The organism is Micromonospora sp. WMMD730 (assembly GCF_049178955.1).
GTDB classification, from domain to species: Bacteria; Actinomycetota; Actinomycetes; order Mycobacteriales; family Micromonosporaceae; genus Micromonospora; species Micromonospora wenchangensis.
Window position 1 is genome coordinate 2,603,716 of record NZ_JBMHML010000002.1, and the last position, 18,591, is coordinate 2,622,306.

The 18,591-nt window shown below is 73.2% G+C and carries 15 protein-coding genes; 11 read left to right on the forward strand and 4 right to left on the reverse strand.

Annotated features, from left to right (window positions below; genetic code table 11):
- Positions 1–406: 406 nt before the first annotated feature.
- The gene (locus ACN265_RS11340; RefSeq protein WP_232376999.1) at positions 407–1,171 is read right to left on the reverse strand and encodes a FadR/GntR family transcriptional regulator; all 765 of its coding nucleotides are present in this window, start codon (positions 1,169–1,171) and stop codon (positions 407–409) included.
- Between the two features lie 151 nt (positions 1,172–1,322).
- Between ACN265_RS11340 and ACN265_RS11345 the strand changes: the two genes are divergently transcribed.
- Genes ACN265_RS11345 through ACN265_RS11385 form a run of 9 tightly spaced genes read left to right on the forward strand, consistent with a single transcriptional unit; the run spans position 1,323 to position 11,731 of the window.
- Positions 1,323–2,591 (forward strand): ABC transporter substrate-binding protein, encoded by a 1,269-nt coding sequence (locus tag ACN265_RS11345; protein WP_421407288.1) that lies wholly within the window; start codon positions 1,323–1,325, stop codon positions 2,589–2,591.
- 3 nt (positions 2,592–2,594) lie between these two features.
- Positions 2,595–3,563, forward strand: coding sequence for a carbohydrate ABC transporter permease (locus tag ACN265_RS11350; protein ID WP_421407290.1), 969 nt, complete (start codon positions 2,595–2,597; stop codon positions 3,561–3,563).
- Positions 3,563–4,390 (forward strand): carbohydrate ABC transporter permease, encoded by an 828-nt coding sequence (locus ACN265_RS11355; protein ID WP_204923126.1) that lies wholly within the window; start codon positions 3,563–3,565, stop codon positions 4,388–4,390. Before ACN265_RS11350 ends, ACN265_RS11355 begins: the two co-directional genes overlap by 1 nt.
- Before the next feature lies 1 nt (position 4,391).
- Complete coding sequence (locus ACN265_RS11360) at positions 4,392–5,633, forward strand: mandelate racemase/muconate lactonizing enzyme family protein (protein WP_421407292.1); 1,242 nt, start codon at positions 4,392–4,394, stop codon at positions 5,631–5,633.
- A gap of 21 nt (positions 5,634–5,654) precedes the next feature.
- Entirely contained in the window at positions 5,655–6,683 is a 1,029-nt protein-coding gene (locus ACN265_RS11365) for a zinc-dependent alcohol dehydrogenase (RefSeq protein ID WP_421407294.1), read from the forward strand.
- Positions 6,680–7,441: an SDR family NAD(P)-dependent oxidoreductase gene (locus tag ACN265_RS11370; RefSeq protein WP_421407296.1), complete on the forward strand. Its 762-nt coding sequence runs from the start codon at positions 6,680–6,682 to the stop codon at positions 7,439–7,441. The genes ACN265_RS11365 and ACN265_RS11370 overlap by 4 nt, the downstream gene beginning before the upstream one ends.
- Positions 7,438–8,301: an amidohydrolase family protein gene (locus ACN265_RS11375; RefSeq protein ID WP_421407297.1), complete on the forward strand. Its 864-nt coding sequence runs from the start codon at positions 7,438–7,440 to the stop codon at positions 8,299–8,301. The genes ACN265_RS11370 and ACN265_RS11375 overlap by 4 nt, the downstream gene beginning before the upstream one ends.
- Positions 8,298–9,281 (forward strand): aldo/keto reductase, encoded by a 984-nt coding sequence (locus ACN265_RS11380; protein WP_357934334.1) that lies wholly within the window; start codon positions 8,298–8,300, stop codon positions 9,279–9,281. The genes ACN265_RS11375 and ACN265_RS11380 overlap by 4 nt, the downstream gene beginning before the upstream one ends.
- Positions 9,282–9,334: 53 nt before the next feature.
- Entirely contained in the window at positions 9,335–11,731 is a 2,397-nt protein-coding gene (locus tag ACN265_RS11385; RefSeq protein ID WP_421407300.1) for an RICIN domain-containing protein, read from the forward strand.
- A gap of 78 nt (positions 11,732–11,809) precedes the next feature.
- Here ACN265_RS11385 and ACN265_RS11390 read toward each other — a convergent pair whose 3' ends face one another.
- Positions 11,810–13,507: a tetratricopeptide repeat protein gene (locus ACN265_RS11390; RefSeq protein ID WP_421407302.1), complete on the reverse strand. Its 1,698-nt coding sequence runs from the start codon at positions 13,505–13,507 to the stop codon at positions 11,810–11,812.
- Positions 13,508–13,861: 354 nt separating this feature from the next.
- Between ACN265_RS11390 and ACN265_RS11395 the strand changes: the two genes are divergently transcribed.
- Positions 13,862–14,731, forward strand: a complete 870-nt coding sequence (locus ACN265_RS11395) for an LLM class F420-dependent oxidoreductase (protein WP_421407305.1) — start codon at positions 13,862–13,864, stop codon at positions 14,729–14,731.
- Between the two features lie 139 nt (positions 14,732–14,870).
- Here ACN265_RS11395 and ACN265_RS11400 read toward each other — a convergent pair whose 3' ends face one another.
- Entirely contained in the window at positions 14,871–16,517 is a 1,647-nt protein-coding gene (locus ACN265_RS11400; RefSeq protein ID WP_377686533.1) for an amidase, read from the reverse strand.
- Positions 16,517–16,816: a hypothetical protein gene (locus ACN265_RS11405; RefSeq protein ID WP_204923113.1), complete on the reverse strand. Its 300-nt coding sequence runs from the start codon at positions 16,814–16,816 to the stop codon at positions 16,517–16,519. Before ACN265_RS11405 ends, ACN265_RS11400 begins: the two co-directional genes overlap by 1 nt.
- Before the next feature lie 213 nt (positions 16,817–17,029).
- On the opposite strand from ACN265_RS11405, the gene ACN265_RS11410 reads away from it, so the two are divergent.
- Positions 17,030–18,238, forward strand: a complete 1,209-nt coding sequence (locus ACN265_RS11410) for an MFS transporter (RefSeq protein WP_421407307.1) — start codon at positions 17,030–17,032, stop codon at positions 18,236–18,238.
- The last annotated feature ends 353 nt before the right edge of the window (positions 18,239–18,591 follow it).

Here is an 18,591-nt window from a genome sequence, read left to right on the forward strand (position 1 = left end):
GGGTACGCGGGTGTGGCGTCACGGTCGGCGATCGCGCTCCCGGCCGACCAGGGACGGCACCGCGGTCGGCGCGCGGTCGTGTCAGGACCCCACGGTGGCGGTGGACGACGTGCGCCGGGGGATCCGGGCGCGTCGAGGTGTCGATGCGACCCGGCGGCGCGCAGCGTCCACGGAGGTGCCCGGAGGTGTCCCACCGACGTCGCCCGTGCCCGCACTCCGCTCCGCCGCCCGGATCCGGGGGTGGAGCGGGGGAGGCGTGCCCTTCGCTCCCGCGGCCGACGGTATCTTGTTATCGTTAACACCCGCAAGCCATTGACGTTCGTTGGTTACGCGGGCGTCATCGGGGTCCCTCCACCGGCCCGGTCCGCCGGGCGGGAGCGGCGGGTGATCCACCCGCCGCCGGGGGTCAGCGCACCAGCCGCCCGGTGTCCGGTCCGCCGCGCCGGACCAGCCACGCCTCGGTGATGTGGGTGACCATGGCCTCGGCCGCGCCGTCCGGGTCGTGGGCCGCGATGCGCTCGTAGATCCGCCGGTGCCCCCGGTTGGACGCCACGCACAACGCCCGCTCGGACCGGCCCATGTAGCGGGCGGTGTTGACCACCTGGCTCTCCAGCGACCGCACCACGCCCCGGGCGATCCGGTTGCCGGACGCCTGCATGATCACGTCGTGGAACGCCCGGTCGTGCTCGTGGTAGGCGACCTGGTCGTCGACCAGTTCGTCCATCCGGTCGACCAGGGCGCGCAGCCGGTCGACGGCGTCCCGGTCGGCCAGCCGGGCGGCGACGTTGGCCATGTCGGACTCCAGCACCCGCCGGGTGGCCACCAGGTCGTCGAGGATGGTCAGGCTGTCGTCCTCGGCGATGGTCGCGGCGAGCACGAGTTCGTCGAGCATGTCCCACATCGACGGTGGGGTGACGATGGTGCCGCTGCCCTGGCGGACCTGCACCAGGCCCTTCTCCTGGAGGATCTTCACCGCCTCCCGGACGACCGTGCGGCTGACCGAGAACGCCTCGCACAGCGCCGGCTCGGGCGGCAGTGGGGCGCCGGGCGGGTGAACTCCGCGTACGATGCGTTCCACCAGTTCCGCGGTGACCGCCGTGGCGAGGTTGGCCGGTCGCCGTGCCCAGCTCGGCGGCGCCGACGCGTTCAGGGTGACCTCTCGTGCCGTCATGTCCCCTCCAGTGACTCCCGCGGACCGCGCCACGACCTGACTGCCGCGAATTCTACGTCCCACTGTTGACGTCATACGTCATACGAGTTACTTTTTCGTCAATTCATGCGTCTCGATCAGCGCAATCGACCGAGTTCGAAGGTGAGCAGCGATGAAGCAGCGAGCAGTGTGGTCGGCCGTCCTCGTCGCGACGCTGGCGCTGGCCGGCTGCGGGAGTGCCGGCGGGACGCGGTCCCCGTCCGGCGGGGCGGCCGGGAAGCTGGTCGTCTGGGACTGGAAGTCCGGCGAGGCCTCCGCCGCCGCGTACCTGCAGAAGGCGAAGGCCGACTTCGCCCGCAAGCACCCCGGCGTCACCGTCGAGTTCGTCGCCCAGCCCTTCGAGCAGTACTACACGCTGCTGGGCACGGCGATCCAGGCCGGCAAGGGCCCGGACGTGATCCTGTTCAACGGCGGCGGCCAGATCCGGGACCGGGCCGACGCGCTGCTGCCCCTCGACGAATACCTGGCCGAGGACCGGCAGCGGCTCACCGGCTGGGAGGCGTTCAGCAAGGACGGCAAGACCTACGCCGGCCCGGTCACGTTGCAGGGCCACCCGATCTACTACAACCGGACCCTCTACGACAAGGCCGGCCTCGACCCGGCCAAGCCCGCCACCACCTGGCCGGAGTTCGTCGCCAACTGCGCCACGCTCACCCAGCGGACCGGCGCGAAGTGCCTGGCCCTCGGCAACAAGGAGGGCTTCGGCATCCAGTTCTTCCTCTCCGCCTTCGGCACCGGCGTGCTCACCCCGCAGGAGCAGGACGCCTGGATCGCCGGCAAGCGGGACTGGACCTCCCCCCACGTCAAGCGGATCTTCGCGCTCTGGAGGGAGACCCAGGACGCGAAGCTGAACAGCGACGGGGCGAACTCGACGGCCATGTTCAACGACGCTTTCGCGATCTTCCAGTCCGCGAAGGCGGCCCACGTCATCGGCCTGATGTCGGACGTGGGGCACTGGAAGGACTTCAGCGAGTTCGTCCCGGCCGAGAAGCTGGGCGTGATGCGCGCCCCGGTCGTCGAGCCCGGTGCCACCCCGAACCTGCCCTTCGACGGCGGCATCGGGTACGGCGTCGCCAAGTGGACGAAGGACCCGAAGGTCGCCGCCGACCTGGTGCGCTCGCTGACCTCCACCGACGCGCTGAAGTCGTTCTACGCCGACGCCGGGGCGATCGCCGCCGACACCACCATCGACGTGTCCCAGGGCGGCCCGGCGGTGGGCACCATCGTCGCCGACCTCAAGGCCGGCAAGCCCGCCCTGCACGTGGCGCTCTCCTCGAAGACGCTCGACCTGATGGGCCGGCTCTCCCAGCAGCTGCTCAGTGGCTCGATCACCGTCGACGAGGCGGTGAAGCAGCTGGCCGCCTCCGATCAGGCCGGCTGAGCCGTGCCGGTCGACGAGGCGACGCCGGCGGTCCGCCCGGCCGCAGCCGCCGGCCCGCCGCGACGGGTCGGGTCGGGGGCGCGGGTCACCCCGCGTCGCGGTCGCGGCGGCCGGCGCTCCGAGCGCCTCGCCCCGTACGTGCTGCTGGCCCCGGCCCTGCTGATCCTGCTGCTGCTGCGGTTCTGGCCGCTGCTGCTGGGGGTGAACTTCTCCTTCACCGGCGACGGCGACCGCGACGGGCTGGCGGTGGGGCTGGACAACTACCGGGAGCTGTTCGGGGATCCGCTGTTCCTGGGCGCGCTGCGCAACGTCGGGCTGCTCGTGCTGCTGCTGCCGGTGGCGGTGGCGATTCCCGGCCTGCTGGCCACCTTCATCTACCTGCGGGTCCCCGGGCACCGGCTGTACCGCAGCGTCTACTTCTTCCCGGCCGTGCTGTCCCCGGTCATCGTCGGGGCCATCTTCAACCTCCTGCTCGCCTTCGACGGCCCGCTCAACGCCCTGCTCGGCGGGGTCGGCCTCGGGCCGGTGGACTGGCTGGGCGACCCGGACGTGGCCATGTTCGTGGTGGTCGGGGTGCACGTCTGGGCGACCTTCGGGATGGCGCTGGTGGTGTTCCTCGCCGGCTTCGCGACCCTGGACGCCTCCCTGCTGGACGCCGCCCGGGTGGACGGCGCGTCGCTGCCGCAGACCATCAGGCACGTGATCGTGCCCAGCCTCTCCCGCACCATCCAGTTCGTCGTCGTCACCACCATGATCGGGATGCTGACCTCCATGTTCGGCCTGCTCTACGTGATGACCAGCGGCGGCCCGGAGGGCTCCACCTACCTGCCGGAGTACTACATCTGGATCCAGCAGGGGCAGCTCAACCGGCCGGCACTCGCCTCGGCCGCCTCGACGGTGCTCTTCCTCATCATGCTCGTGGTGGGGCTGTTGCAGATCAGCCTGCTCCGGCGGGCGGTGAGGGAGGCGTGATGTCCCACCTGCGGTGGGGGCGGTGGCTGCTCGCCCTCCCGATGGCCGTCCTGGCCCTGGCGACCGTCTACCCCCTGGCGTTCACCCTCAACGTGGCCATGAAGACCCGCCGCGAGTACGTCCTCGACCGGTTCTCCCTGGCCGACGCCCTACGCTTCGAGAACATCGGCGCGGCGTGGAACAGCGTGGGGATGGCCCGCTACCTGGCCAACTCGGTGGGCGTGGTGACGGCCTCGGTGCTCCTGCTGCTGCTGTTCGGCTCGATGGCCGGTTTCGCGTTGAGCCAGCTACGGTTCCGGGGCTCGTCGGTGCTCTTCCTGTGCTGCCTCGCGGCGCTGTTCGTGCCGTTCCAGGTGATCATGGTGCCGCTGGCCCGGGTCATGGCGGACGCCGGCCTTGTCGACACCTACCCGGGGCTCGTGCTGGCCTACGTGGCGCAGTTCCTGCCGTTCACGATCTTCCTGATGACCAGCTACTACAAGACCATCCCGACCGAGATCATCGACGCGGCCCGGATCGACGGCAACAGCGTCTACGGGGTCTACCGGCGGATCATGCTGCCGCTGGGCACCCCGGCGCTGCTGTCGGTCGGCATCCTCGACGCCCTGTTCTGCTGGAACGACGTGCTGATCGCGCTGCTGCTGATGCCCTCGGCCGAGCACCGCACGCTGATGGTCGGGGTGACCTCGCTGCGCGGCCAGTACTCCGACGACATCCCCACCTTCGCCTCCGGGGTGCTGATCGCCGCGGTGCCCGTCCTGGTGATCTACCTCTTCCTCCAGCGTCAGATCGCCGACGGTGTCGCCGCCGGCGCCACGAAGGGCTGACATGCGGATCACCGGATACCGGACCCTGACCACCGTGCAGGAGTGGGGGCGGCCCGTCGGCGACGCCAACGGCGTGTTCGCCGACGGGGTGACCGCCGTGCCGATCATCCTGGTCGACACCGACGAGGGCATCAGCGGCGTCGGCCTCGGACCGCACACCGACCTCGAACGGATCTTCGCCGCGATCGACGGGGAGGACCCCCGCGCGGTGACCACCCTCTACGACCGGATGCTGCGGCAGACCTTCAAGGCGGGCCACGCCGGCTCGGTGTTCGGCACGATCGGGGCGCTGGACACCGCGCTGTGGGACATCAAGGCCCAGGCGGCGGGGCAACCCCTGTGGCGGCTGCTCGGCGGGCGCGACCGGCGGGTGCCCGCCTACGCCTCCGGCCTGGACATCGGCCTCGACGACGACGCGCTCGCCGCCGCGTACACGGTCTACGCCCGGCACGGGCTGCGGGCCGCGAAGATCAAGGGCGGCCTCGACATCGAGCGCGACCGGCACCGGCTGCACGTGGTCCGGGAGGTGCTGACCGAGGCCGGTCGGGGGCAGCGGCCCGGCCTGATGCTCGACGTGAACGAGGCGTGGACCCGCAAGCAGGCCGTGCGGCACGTGGGCGAACTCGAACGCACCCTGGACCTCGTCTGGATCGAGGAACCCGTCCGCCGGTGGGACGCCGAGGGCCTGGCCGTCGTCGGACGCGGGATCCGGGCGTCGGTGGCCACCGGGGAGAACCTCACCGGCCTGGAGCAGTACCGGCCGCTGATCGCCGCGGCGGCGGTCGACGTCGTGCAGATGGCCGCGGTGTGGGGGATCACCCACTTCCTGCGGGTGTCCGCCCTGGCGCACGCCTACGACCTGCCGGTCAGCCCGATCGGCAACCACCCCGTCGGTCTGCTGCACGCCGCCACGTCGGTGCCCAACCACATGGTCAGCGAGTTGCAGGACCTCCACCCGCCGGTCGGGATCACCCGCGACCTGCACGTCGAGGACGGCGCGTTCGTTCTCGGCGACAGCCCGGGGCTGGGCGTCACGGTCTGCGAGGAGGAGATCGGCAGATACCCGCGCCGCTCCGACGTGCCGACGCCGGACGGTCCCAACGTACGGCCGGAACGGGCCGGCCGCCGGCTGCTGGCCGTGGCCGATCCGGCCGCCACCCCGGCGGACCGGTACGGCACCCCGCTGCCCGACGCCCCGACGTACCACCACCACGACGGCCTGCCGTCCGCCGTCCCGCACTGACCCGACCGCGAGGGAGCACGTATGAAGGCAGTGGTCTACCGCAGCGCCCGGCACCTGGAGGTGCAGCGGCGTGCGCCGGAGCCACCGGGGCCGGACCAGCTGCGGATAGCGGTGGCCTACACCGGGATCTGCGGCACCGACCTGCACGTCTACCACGGGGACATGGACGCCCGGGTGGGCCCGCCGGCGGTGATCGGGCACGAGATGTCCGGCCGGGTGGCCGAGGTGGGTGAGGGCGCCACCGGCTACGCCGTGGGCCAGCCGGTCACCGTGATGCCGACCCGGTTCTGCGGCCGGTGCGCCGCCTGCCGGCGGGGCAACGCGCACGTCTGCCACGCGATGGACTTCCTCGGCGTGGACTCGCCGGGCGCGATGCAGTCCTCCTGGACCGTCCCGGCCGACCTGGTGGTGCCGCTCCCCGACTACCTGCCCCTGGACCGGGCCGCCCTGGTCGAACCGGTCGCGGTGGCCGTGCACGACGTGCGGCGGGGCCGGGTGACCGACGCCGACCAGGTGGTGGTCGTCGGCGGTGGGCCGATCGGCGTGCTCGTCGCCACCGTCGCCCGGCACCGGGGCGCGCGGGTCCTGCTTGTCGAACCGGACCCGTTCCGCCGGTCGGTGGCCGCCGGGATCGGGATCGACGCGGTCGACCCGGCCGACACCGACGTGGTGGCGCTGGTCGACGAGCGTACCGACGGGGCGGGTGCGGACGTGGCCTTCGAGGTGTCCGGGTCCGCCGCCGGGGTCGGCACCGCCGTCGACGTGCTGACCACCCGGGGCCGGCTGGTCATGGTGGCGATCCATCCGCAGCCCCGGCCGGTGAACCTGCACCGGGTCTTCTGGCGCGAGCTGGAGCTGCTCGGCGCGCGGCTCTACCAGCGCGAGGACATGGTGGAGGCGGTCCGGCTGGTCGCCTCCGGTGTGGTGCCGGCCGGGCAGCTCATCTCCCGGGTGGTGCCCGTCGAGGCGGCGGCGTCGGCGTTCACCGCCCTGGAGGAGGGCGGCGGCGTGCTGAAGGTGCTGCTCGACTGGCAGGAGGCCGACCGGTGAACGCCCTGTTCGACCTCTCCGGCCGCACGGCCGTGGTGACCGGCGCGCGCCGGGGCATCGGGCTGGCCATGGCCGAGGCGCTGGCCGTCGCCGGGGCCGACGTCGTCGGCGTCTCGGCGACCATGGAGGCCACCGGCAGCGAGGTGGAGCAGCGGGTACGCGCGGCGGGCCGCTCGTTCACCGCGCTGCGTACCGACCTGGCCGACCGGGCCGCGGTCCGCCGGCTCGTCGCCGACCTGCACGACCTCGGCCCGGTCGACATCCTGGTCAACAACGGCGGCACGATCGCCCGCACCCCGGCCGCGGAGCACCCCGACGAGATGTGGGACCACGTCATCGAGGTGAACCTGACCAGCCAGTTCGTGCTGAGTCGGGAGATCGGCCGGGAGATGGTGGCCCGGGGCCACGGGAAGATCATCTTCACCGCGTCGCTGCTCAGCTTCCAGGGCGGCATCACCGTCCCCGGCTACGCCGCCGCGAAGTCCGGCCTCGCCGGGCTGACCAGGGCGCTGTCCAACGAGTGGGCGGCGCACGGGGTCAACGTCAACGCCATCGCCCCCGGCTACATCGCCACCGACAACACCCGGGCGCTACGCGAGGACCCGGAACGCGACCGGGCCATCCTGACCCGCATCCCGGCCGGCCGGTGGGGGGACGCCACCGACCTCGCCGGCGCGACGGTGTTCCTGGCCGCCCCGGCCTCGGACTACGTCAACGGCATCGTCCTGCCCGTCGACGGCGGGTGGTTGGGTCGATGAGCGCGCCACCGGGCACCGTCGACGCCCACCACCACCTCTGGGTGCGGGCCCGGCACCCGCAGCCCTGGATCGACCCGGCCACCATGGCCGCCATCGACGCCGACTTCACCCCGGACGACCTGGCCCGGGTCACCCGCGCCGCCGGGGTCACCGAGACCGTGCTGGTGCAGGCCAACTCCACCGAGGCCGAGACGGTGGACCTGCTCGGCATCGCCGCCGACCACCCGCTCGTCCGGGGGGTCGTCGGCTGGCTGGACGTCACGACGCCCGACGTCGCCGACCGGCTGGCCCGGCTGCGGGCGGCCCGCGGCGGCCACCTGCTGGTCGGCGTCCGCTACAGCGTGCAGGACGAGCGCGACCCGGGGTTCCTCGACCGGGCCGACGTGCGGCGGGGGATCACCGCGGTGGGTGCCGCCGGTCTCGCCTTCGACCTGCTGGTCCGGCAGCACCACCTGGGCGCGGCCGGCCGGCTGGCCCGCGACCTGCCCGAGGTGCGGTTCGTCCTGGACCATCTCGGCAAGCCCGCCCTCGGCGGGACGGACCTCGACGACTGGGCCCGCGACCTGCGCGCCCTGGCCGCCCCGGCCAACACCACGGCGAAGCTCTCCGGCCTGGTCACCGAGGTGCACCGGGCACCCTGGACACCGCAGGACCTGCGCCCGGCCGTCGAACACGCCCTCGACGCGTTCGGCCCGGACCGGCTGATGTTCGGCTCCGACTGGCCGGTCTGCCTGCTCGCCAGCACGTACGACAGGTGGGTCGACACGCTGGCGGAGCTGCTCGACCCGCTCGGTGACGACGAGCGGGCGGCGATCTGGCGGCACACCGCCCGCCGGGTCTACCGACCGGAGTCGTCGTGAGGGCCCGTCCGCTGCCACGGCGGCCCTCGGTACGCCTCACCGGGCTGGGATTCGGCGCGGCACAGGCCGGCAACCTCTACCGGGCCACCACCGACGAGGAGTTCGCCGCCGCCGTCGACACCGCCTGGGCGGGTGGCCTGCGCTACTTCGACACCGCGCCGCACTACGGGCTCGGACTGTCCGAACGGCGCATCGGCGCGGCGCTGCGTACCCGGCCACGCGACGAGTACGTGGTGTCGACGAAGGTCGGCCGGTTGCTCGTACCGTCGCCGCAGGACGCGCACCGGCGCGACCCGGAAGGCTTCGACGTGCCCGCCGACCACCGGCGGGTCTGGGACTTCAGCCGCGACGGCGTGCTCCGCTCGCTGGAGTCCAGCCTGGCCCGCACCGGCCTGGACCGGGTGGACGTCGTCTACCTGCACGACCCCGACGACCACTGGGAACAGGCCGCCGCCGAGGCGGTGCCCGCCCTGGTGGAGCTGCGCGACCAGGGCGTGGTGGGGGCCATCGGGGCCGGCATGAACCAGTCCCACCTGCTCACCCGGTTCGTCGAGGAGACCGACGTCGACGTGGTGATGTGCGCCGGCCGGTACACGCTGCTGGAACAGGGGGCGCTGGCCGACCTGCTACCCGCCGCCGAGCGCCGGGGCGTCGGCGTGGTGGTCGCCGGGGTCTACAACTCCGGACTGCTGTCGCAGGACCGGCCCCCGGCCGACGCCACCTACAACTACCAGCAGGCCCCACCGGAGCTGATCGACCGGGCCCACCGGATCGCCGACGTCTGCCAGGCGTACGGCGTCACCCTGCCGCAGGCGGCGCTCGCCTTCGTCCGCTCCCATCCGGCGGTCGTCTCGACGGTCGTCGGCCTGCGTAACCGCGCGCAGGTCACGCAGACGCTGACCCGCGCGGACGCCGACGTCCCGGCGGCGCTGTGGCCGGCGCTGCGGGACGTCGGGCTGCTCACCCCGGCCGCCGCATGATTCCACCGCGACGCCGGGCACCCCACCACCCCACCACGATTGGAGTCCCACCCGTGTCCGTCCCGACACCACCCGCCCGGCGCGGGCCGGTGCTGGCCGGCCTGGCCGCCACGGCGCTCGCCGCCACGGTCGCCGTGCTCGCCCCGGCCGGTCCCGCCCTCGCCGCCACCACCACCCTCTACGCGTCCCCCGCCGGCAGCGGCACCGCCTGCTCCACCAGCCAGCCCTGCGCGCTGACCGAGGCGCAGAACGCGGTCCGGTCCCGCACCGCCGGGATGTCCGGCGACATCGTCGTCGAGCTGGCCGACGGCGTCTACCGGCTGGCCGCGCCGCTGCGGTTCACCGCCGCCGACTCCGGCACCAACGGCTACACCGTGACCTGGCGGGCCGCCGCGTCGGCCCGGCCGCAGATCAGCGGGGCGCGCGCCGTCACCGGCTGGTCGCAGGTCGACGCCGGGAAGAACATCTGGCGGGCGAACGTGCCCGCCGGGCTCGACAGCCGGCAGCTCTACGTCAACGGCGCGGTCGCCACCCGGGCCCGCACCGCCGTCAACCGGGCCGACTTCACGTTCACCACCAGCGGCATGCGGTTCAGCAACGGCGCGTTGAGCTACCTCAACAACCTGGGCAACCAGAACCGGGTCGAGGTGGAGAGCGTCGGCTCGTTCACCGACCGGTACTCCCCGGTGCAGAGCATCAGCGGGAACTTCCTCACGATGCAGCAGCCGGCCTGGAACAACAACACCTTCGGCTTCGACACCCTCTCCAAGCCGCACCGCGCCGGCCCATTCTACCTGGCCAACGCGTACGAGTTCCTGGACAGCCCGGGGGAGTGGTACCTGAACCCGGGCAGTGGGCAGCTCAACTACATCCCGCTGGCCGGGCAGAACATGAACAGCGTCAGCGTGGAGCTGCCGCAGTTGCAGTCCCTGGTCAACGTGGGCGGCACGTACGACGCCCCGGCGCACCACATCGCGTTCAGCGGGATCACCTTCACCGGCACCAGCTGGCTCGGCCCGAGCAGCAGCAACGGCTTCGCCGACCAGCAGACCGGCGCGCACATCACCGGCACCTGGGCCCGTCCGGCCGACGCGCTGACCTCCTGCCAGGAGGGCTGCCCGCTGTTCGAGGCGACCCGGCCGAACTGGAACCAGATGCCGGCCGCCGTGCAGGTCTCCGCCGCCAACACCATCACCTTCAGCGACTCCCAGTTCGTCAACCTCGGGCAGACCGCCATCGGCATCGGCAACGACGCCAACGCGCACGCCAGCGGGGTCGGCCTGGGGGCCAGCAACATCACCGTCACCCGTTCCGAGATCGCCCGCAGCTCGGCCGGCGGCGTGGTGGTCGGCGGGGTACGCGCCGACGCCCACCACCCGGGCGACCAGCGGATGGTCAACCGGAACATCACCATCAGCAACAACCGGGTGCACGACCTCGGTCTGGAGTACCGGGGCGTGGTGTCGATCCTGACCACGTACGTCAACACCTCGCTGGTGTCGCACAACGAGGTCTACAACATGCCGTACACCGGGCTGTCGGTCGGGTACGGCTGGGGCGCCAACGACGCGGGCGGCAGCAACCACTACGCCAACCGTGGGCTGTACAACTACCAGCCGCGCTACTCGACGGCCACCACCGCGGCCAACAACCAGGTCGTCGGCAACTACGTGCACGACGTGATGCAGCAGATGACCGACGGCGGCTGCATCTACACGCTGTCGGCCAACCCGGGTGGCAGCATCACCGAGAACCACTGCCTGCGGACCAACGGCTGGTTCGGGCTCTACTTCGACGAGGGCTCCCGCTACTACACCGCCCGCAGCAACGTGTTCGCCAGCACCGGCACCTGGGCCACCGCCAACTACTGGTACGCCGAGAACATGGGCAACTTCACCGTCACCAACAACTGGTCGACCAACAACAGCACCAACGTGACCAACGGTGACCGGGGCAACGTGGTCAACAACAACACGGTGGTCAGCAACAACAACTGGCCCTCGGGCGCGCAGACCGTCATCGCCAACGCGGGCGTGCAGGGCACGAGCAATCCGCCGACGCAGGGCGTGCAGATCGTCGGCGGGCAGTCCGGTCGGTGCGCCGAGATCGGCGGTTCCAGCACGACCAACGGCACCCAGGCCCAGCTCTGGGACTGCACCGGCGCGGCCAACCAGCGGTTCACCCAGACCACCGGCCGGCAGCTCATGGTCTACGGCACCAAGTGCCTGGACGCCTCCGGGCAGGGCACCAGCAACGGCACCCAGGTGGTGATCTGGGACTGCAACGGGCAGACCAACCAGCAGTGGAACGTCAACGCCAACGGCACGATCACCGGCGCGCAGTCCGGCCTGTGCCTGGACGCCAACGGCGCCGGTACGGCCAACGGCACCAAGCTGATCCTCTGGGCCTGCAACGGCGGCACCAACCAGCAGTGGAGCCTGCGCAGCTGACCGCTCGACCGTCGGGGTGCGCGGGCCGCGCGCACCCCGACGTCGCCGCCCGGGTTCGCCGCCGCGCGGCGCGGCAGGTCAGGAGGTGTGCCGGCGGCAGCGGGCGAGTGCGGCACGCAGCTCGCGGCGCAGTGACCGGTCCAGGTCGGGCGCGGCGAGCGCGGCGGTGAAATCCCGGGCGGCGGCATCCCAGCGGCCGAGTCGGACCAGCGCGCTGCCCCGGTTGTAGCGGGGCACCGGTGCCGCCGACAGCGCCACGGCCCGGTCCAGGTCGGCCACGGCGTCGGTCACCGCACCCCGGTCGAACCGGACGGCGGCCCGGTTCGTCCACGCCTCGACCAGCTCCGGATCGCCGGCCAACGCCCGGCTGAACAACTCCTCGGCCCCGGCGGGGTCACCGCGCTCGGAGCGGATCAGCCCGAGGGTGCACAGCAGGGCCGGCTCGTCCGGGTCCCGCGCCAGCCCGGCCCGCGCCCCCGCCTCGGCGACGTCGGGCGCGCCCCGCTCCAGGTGCAGATTGACCAGGGCGACCCGGGCGTCGAGGTGCCCCGGCTCGATGGCGAGCACCCGGTCCAGGTCGTCGCGGGCCCGCCCGGTGCGGCCCCGTTCCTGGTGCAGCACCGCCCGGTTGTAGTACGCCTCCGGCAGGTGCGGACCGAGCCGGATCGCGCTGCCGTAGTCCCGGATCGCGGCCCTGCGCCGTCCGGCGGCCCGGTGCAGTGCGGCCCGGTCCACGTAGTACTCGCAGTTGTCGGGGTCGTGACCGATCACCGTGTCGAGTTCGGCCAGGGCCCGTTCCGGGTCGCCCAGCGCCAGGTGGACCTGGGCCCGGTTGTGCCGCAACCGGGCCACGTCCTGCGGTCGTTCGCCCGGGGCGAGCACCGCCGTCAGCCGGGCCAGCCCGTCGTCGATCAGGCGCAGCGCCCGTTCCGGTTCGCCCGCCCGGCTGTCCAGCAGGGCCACGCCCTGCTCGTAGAAGACTGTCGACAGCACCCGCTGCCGCGCGTCGGGCACCGTGCGGGCGAGCCGGAGCGCCTGCGCCAGCCAGTGCCGCGCCCGCGCCGGGTCCTGCGCGTCGGCGGGCAGGTGGCGCGCGTACAGCATGGCGGTGGCGTACGCGGCCGACATGGTGATCTTCGGATCGTCGGTGACGCTCCGGGTCTCGTGGTAGAGGTCGAGCGCTTCGGTGGCCCGGTCCAGCGCCGCCAGGGCGGTGGCCAGGCCGGTGGTGAACGACCACCAGTGCCGCAGGTCGTCGTGCGGGGTGACCAGGGTGCGTCCGTGCCGGGCGGCGCGGGCCGCGTGGTGGTAGAAGCCGGCGGCCAGGCTCTCGCCGAGGGCGGTGCGCAGGGCCGCCGGGCTCGGGTCGACCGCTGGCCGGGCCGGCCCGTCGTCGCACAGCTCCAGCCGCACCGGGTACGCCCCGAGCCGGCCGGCGAGCGCGTCCAGCAGCTCGCGGGTGGTCTCGTCGGCCGCGCCGACGTGGACGAACCGGAGCGTGACCGGGCGGCGCAGGGTGCCCGCCCAGGCCGCCACGAACTCCGTCGCGCCGTAGGCCAGGGCGGCGGTGCGTCGGGCGGGGTGGAACCGGATCGGCGCCTCGTCGGCGGCGGCGCGGGCCGTCGGGTCGAGCCGGGGCGCGACGGCCCGCAGTTCGGTCCGGTGCCGGGCGGCCAGCCGGGGGCGGTCGGCGGCGATCCGCTGGAGCAGGTCGGCGACCCCGGCGTACGGCCCGAGGTCACGGTGGCAGTCGTACCCCGGCGGCTCGTCGGTCACGGTCGGGCCGGTGCCGCCGAGGGCGGGCGCCCGGGGGCGCCCGCCGGGCCGGCAGTTACCAGCACCACTCGATCCAGAGCCGGCGGGCGCCGGACACCAGACGCAGTGCACTCGTACGACGGACGGTCATCTTCTTCATGGGCACCTCCGTGGTCGTCCACTCCGGACGGGGCAGAGCCTAATCCCGATCAAGGGAAATGCGAAGGGTGCTCGTGAACCTCCTTCCGGGATGGCCCGGCCGGGTGACCGGGGAGTGCACCGGCGGCGTCAACCGGAACCGGCGGGTGCGGCTGGGTCGCCGAGCCGGCGGTGGGCCGGCACCGCCACTAGGATCGGTGTGGAGGTGGGCGAGGCATGAGACTCGGACTGCACTACTGGAACTACTCGACCCCGACCGATCCGGCGGGGATCGCACCGACGCTGATCGAGACCGCGACGATCGCGGAGGAGGCCGGGGTCTCGTCGTTCACCGTGATGGACCACTACTTCCAGATGGAGGCGATGGCCCCGGCCGAGGAGCCGATGCTGGAGGCGTACACGACGCTGGGTTTCGTCGCGGCGCGGACCTCCCGGATGACGCTCGGTGTGCTGGTCACCGGTGTGATGTACCGCTACCCGGGGCTGCTCGCCAAGATCGTGACCACGCTGGACGTGCTCTCCGGCGGCCGGGCCCGGCTGGGCATCGGCGCGTCCTGGTACGAGCGTGAGCAGCGAGGGCTCGGGGTGCCGGTGGTGCCGGTGGCCGAGCGGTTCGAGCGGCTGGAGGAGACGCTGCGGATCTGCCGGCAGATGTGGAGCGACGACAACGGGCCGTTCGAGGGCCGGCACTACCGGCTGGCCGAGACGCTCAACTCACCGCAGCCGCTGCGACGGCCCCACCCGCCGATCATGATCGGCGGCAGCGGCGAGAAGAAGACCCTGCTGCTGGTGGCCCGCTACGCCGACGCCTGCAACCTGTTCGGCAGCAGCCCGGCCGAGGTGGCGCACAAGCTGGACGTGCTACGCGGGCACTGCGCCGCCGAGGGCCGCGACTACGACACCATCGACAAGACGGTCATCATGATCCGGCCGCCGCTGGCCGACGTGGACGCGTTCCTCGCCGAGGTGGCCGAGTACGCCGCGCTCGGGGTGACCGAGGTGCAGGTCACCCCGGACCGGCACCCGGTGGAGTTCACCCACCGGATCGCCGACGAGGTGCTGCCGAAGTTGACCACGATCGGCTGAGGGCCGAGCCGCCCGCCGCCGCGCTGCCGGCGATCCGGCCGGGGCGGGATGCGCCGGGGGCGCACACCGCCCGCCGGTCGTGGTCCGCCGCCGGTGTCGTCCGCCCGCCGCCGAGCCGGCGGGCGGACGACCTTGACGGTCACTGACTGAGCCGGGCCACCTCGTCGGCGGTGAGCCGCGGTCCGGCCGGGGCCGCGCTGCGCCCCGTCGCCGGGGTGGTCGGCGGGTCGACCGGCCGGCGCAGGTGCCAGTCGGTGACCGCCTGGTAGGCGGCGACCACCGACAACAACCGGTCCTCGCCGTACGGCAGGCCACCGAGGATGGTGCCGATCGGCAGGCCCGCGCCGGTGAACCCGATCGGGAAGCCGATCTCGGGCAGGCCGAGGATGTCGAACGGCACCGGACCGGTCTGCACCACGACGTCGCAGTGCGCGAAGAGCTGGTCCAGCACCCGCTCCATCAGCAGCAGCTTGGCCCGCTGACCGGTGATGAACTCACCGCCGCCCAGCAGCGCCCCCTGCAACCAACCGGTCACCGACACCCCGAAACCCCGCAGGTCGGTACGCAGGTAGGGCAGGAAGGGCTCGGTGCGCTCGGGCAGCCGCACGTTGTTGAACGCGCTGCCGGTGAGCAGGTCCCACTCGTCGGGCAGCGGCACGTCGACGATCGTCGCGCCGGTGATCGCGGCGAGTTTCGCCAGGTAAGCCTGCCGGGCCAGCGCGGTCTCCGAGGTGCCGGCGGTGAAGCCGGGCAGCACCCCGATCCGGGTCTTCCACCGCAGTTTGAGCTTGCCGCCCTGGTAGGTGGGGGTGGCCGCGTCGATCAGCTTGGGCACCGCGGGCAGGCCCTGGCTGCGCGGGTCGGCCGGGTCCTCACCGGCCATCGCGGTGAGCATGATGGCCGCGTCCTTGGCGTCGCGGGCCAGCGGGCCGGGGTGGTCGCGGGTGTAGCTGAGCGGGATGATCCCGTGCAGCGACACCCGTCCCATCGTCGGCTTGAGCCCGGTGAGGTTCTGCGCGTTGGACGGCGCGGTGATCGAGCCGCCGGTCTGGGTGCCGGTGCCGCAGGCGGCGAGCCGTCCGGCCACGGCGGTGGCGGTGCCGGTGGACGATCCGCCCGGGTCGGTGGCCGGATTGGTGGGGGTCCAGGCGTTGACCGTGGTGACCACCCCGGCGGGGGTGGTGGCCCGGGTGGTGGCCAGCGGGCCCATCTGGGTCTTGCCCAGCACGATCGCCCCGCCGCCGGTGACCAGCCGGGTCACGGCCGTGGCGTCGTACGGGGGCCGGAAGTCGGCGAACAGGTAGGAGCTGGCGGTGGTCGGCACCCCGGCGGTGTAGTAGTTGTCCTTGATGGCCAGCGGGATGCCGTGCAGCGCGCCCCGGTGCGGCTTGCGGGCCATCGCGCGGGCCGCCTTGACCGCCTGCTCGGCGAGCACCAGGTTGAACGCCTGGTAGGTCGTCTCGTAGCGGCTGATCCGGGCCAGGTACGCCTCGACCAGCTTCTCCGGGGTGAGTTTCCCGGCCCGGATCAGCCAGGCGGCCTCGGCGACGGTCAGTTCGGTCGGGTCGGCCACCGCCTCCGGGCGTGGCTTGACGTAGGCGTTGGGCACGGCCAGCGCCGGGTTGTAGCGGCCGGGCGGGGCGGCCGCCGCGCGGCTGACGCCGGCCGCCGAGGCGACGGCGGGCAGCCCGACGACGCCACCTACCGCCGAGGCGGTGGCCAGCGCGGCGGTCCGGGCGAGGAAGGCGCGACGGTCGACGCCGCGGTCGGCAGGTGCTGTGCTCATCACTTCCGCCATTCCGTGCTGATCGAGGGGTAGAGCATCGGCGCGGGCTGCTGGGACAGCGCCATGGCCACGGCCGGGTCGGTGCCGGCCGGCGCGGGCGGCTGGTAGGCGGCGAGGGTGCCGACGGTGCCGCGGACGAAGGAGCGCAGCGAGGCCAGCACGGAGTCCCGGCCGGGGGAGCCGGTCTGCGGGTCGGCGGTGGTTCCGGGGGGAAGCTGGTCGAGGTCGATGCCGAGTGACGCGAGCCGGGCGCGGATGAGGACGTCCAGTTCCGCGTCGGTCGGTGGGGTGGGGGCCATGACGCTCCTTGAGGGGTGGGCGACGATGCCCCACTGTCGAGCCAGATCGTGTCGCGGACGTGACATGTTGATCTCGGCATCGTGAAGCCACGCAGGTCAATGCCCCTGTACGGGGGCACGACAGTGGACGGCCGGGCCGATGCAGCGGGGCCGCGCCGCCGGCCGGCGTTGGCTAGGGTGCTCGGGTCGCGCGACCGCGTCCCGGAGGAGAACATGCTCGCCCCACTGCGGTACGCCGCCTTCCGTCGCCTGGCCGCCGGCCGGTTGGTCAACATGGTGGGCAACGCGGTCGCCCCGGTGGCACTGGCCTTCGCCGTGCTCGACCTGACCGGTTCGGTCCGCGACCTGGGGCTGGTCGTGGGCGCCCGCTCGCTGATGAACGTGCTGTTCGTGCTCTTCGGCGGCGTGCTCGCCGACCGGGTCCCCCGTCGGCTGGTGCTGGTCGGCTCCAACCTGCTCGGCGCGTCGACCCAGGCGGCGGTGGCCGCCCTGGTGCTCACCGGCACGGCGACGATCCCGTTGCTGCTGGCGCTCGGCGCGGCCAACGGGGTGGTGAGCGCCCTGGCCCAGCCCGCCTCGGCCGCCGCGACGCCGCAGACCGTCCCGGCGGAACTGATCCAGCCGGCCAACGCGATCATCCGGCTCGGCATGAACGCCGGCATGATCGGCGGCACGGCGCTCGGCGGCCTGCTGGTCGCCGCGGTCGGCCCGGGCTGGGGGCTCGCCGTCGACGCGGTCACCTTCGCCGTCGCGGCCGTCGCCTTCGCCGGGGTCCGGGTGCCCGCCGCGCGCGGCGGTGCCGTCCGTACCGGCGTCGTCGCCGACCTGCGGGAGGGCTGGACCGAGTTCGCCGCCCGGACCTGGGTGTGGGTGGTGGTGCTCGGGTTCATGGTGCTCAACGCGGCCCTCGCCGGTGGGGTGAGCGTGCTCGGCCCGGCCGTCGCCGACGCGACGATCGGCCGCAGCGCCTGGGGCCTGGTGCTGGCGGCGCAGACCGTCGGGATGGTCGTCGGCGGCGTCGTCGCACTGCGGCTGCGGGTACGCCGGCTGCTGCTGCTCGGGGTGGTCTGCATGGTCGCCGAGTCGTTGCTGCTGCTGGCGCTGGCCCTGACCCCGACGCTGGTGGCGCTGCTGGCCGCCGCGCTGGTGGTCGGGATCGCCGTGGAACAGTTCTCGGTGGCCTGGGAGACGTCGATCGCCCAGCACGTCCCGGCCGACCGGTTGGCCCGGGTCTACTCGTACGACATGTTGGGCTCGTTCGTGGCCATTCCGCTGGGGCAGGTGGCGGTCGGGCCGGCCGCCGCGGTGGTCGGTACCCGCGACACCCTGCTGATCCTCGCCGCGCTGGTGGTGCTCTCCGTGCTCGGGATGGTGTCCAGCCGGGCGGTCCGCCGGCTGGAGGCGTCGACGACCGGGGCCTGAGGCGTACGGCGGCCCGGCCGGCGTCGACGTCGGCCCGTTCGGGAACCGGTCGACGGACCGGCGCGTGGTCGGACGTTTCGCGGAGCCGGTGCCCGGCCGGCCCGCTCCGGTGGTGTGCCGCCCGCCCCGGTCGGGCGACCGGCGGGGACGGCGGTGGCCGGACGGCTGTCGGCAGCGGCCGGGCCCAGCGCCGGTCGGGGGTACGCCGGACCGCGCACCACCACGCGGGGGACCGGGTCGCGCCGGCCCGACAGTTACCGCGGGGCATTCCCGTTCGACGATGCGGAATGGGCGGAACATCAGATCAATTGCCCGCCGGAGTCGCCATGCCCGTCACAATCGAACCCGTTCCG

What these genes read in the sequence shown, in the direction of transcription:
- ACN265_RS11410 (WP_421407307.1), top strand. Translation starts at nt 17,030, where the DNA reads ATGCTCGCCCCACTGCGGTACGCCGCCTTCCGTCGCCTGGCCGCCGGC.
- ACN265_RS11355 (WP_204923126.1), top strand. Translation starts at nt 3,563, where the DNA reads ATGTCCCACCTGCGGTGGGGGCGGTGGCTGCTCGCCCTCCCGATGGCC.
- ACN265_RS11405 (WP_204923113.1), bottom strand. Translation starts at nt 16,816, where the DNA reads ATGGCCCCCACCCCACCGACCGACGCGGAACTGGACGTCCTCATCCGC.
- ACN265_RS11365 (WP_421407294.1), top strand. Translation starts at nt 5,655, where the DNA reads ATGAAGGCAGTGGTCTACCGCAGCGCCCGGCACCTGGAGGTGCAGCGG.
- ACN265_RS11395 (WP_421407305.1), top strand. Translation starts at nt 13,862, where the DNA reads ATGAGACTCGGACTGCACTACTGGAACTACTCGACCCCGACCGATCCG.
- ACN265_RS11360 (WP_421407292.1), top strand. Translation starts at nt 4,392, where the DNA reads ATGCGGATCACCGGATACCGGACCCTGACCACCGTGCAGGAGTGGGGG.
- ACN265_RS11375 (WP_421407297.1), top strand. Translation starts at nt 7,438, where the DNA reads ATGAGCGCGCCACCGGGCACCGTCGACGCCCACCACCACCTCTGGGTG.
- ACN265_RS11400 (WP_377686533.1), bottom strand. Translation starts at nt 16,517, where the DNA reads ATGAGCACAGCACCTGCCGACCGCGGCGTCGACCGTCGCGCCTTCCTC.
- ACN265_RS11340 (WP_232376999.1), bottom strand. Translation starts at nt 1,171, where the DNA reads ATGACGGCACGAGAGGTCACCCTGAACGCGTCGGCGCCGCCGAGCTGG.
- ACN265_RS11345 (WP_421407288.1), top strand. Translation starts at nt 1,323, where the DNA reads ATGAAGCAGCGAGCAGTGTGGTCGGCCGTCCTCGTCGCGACGCTGGCG.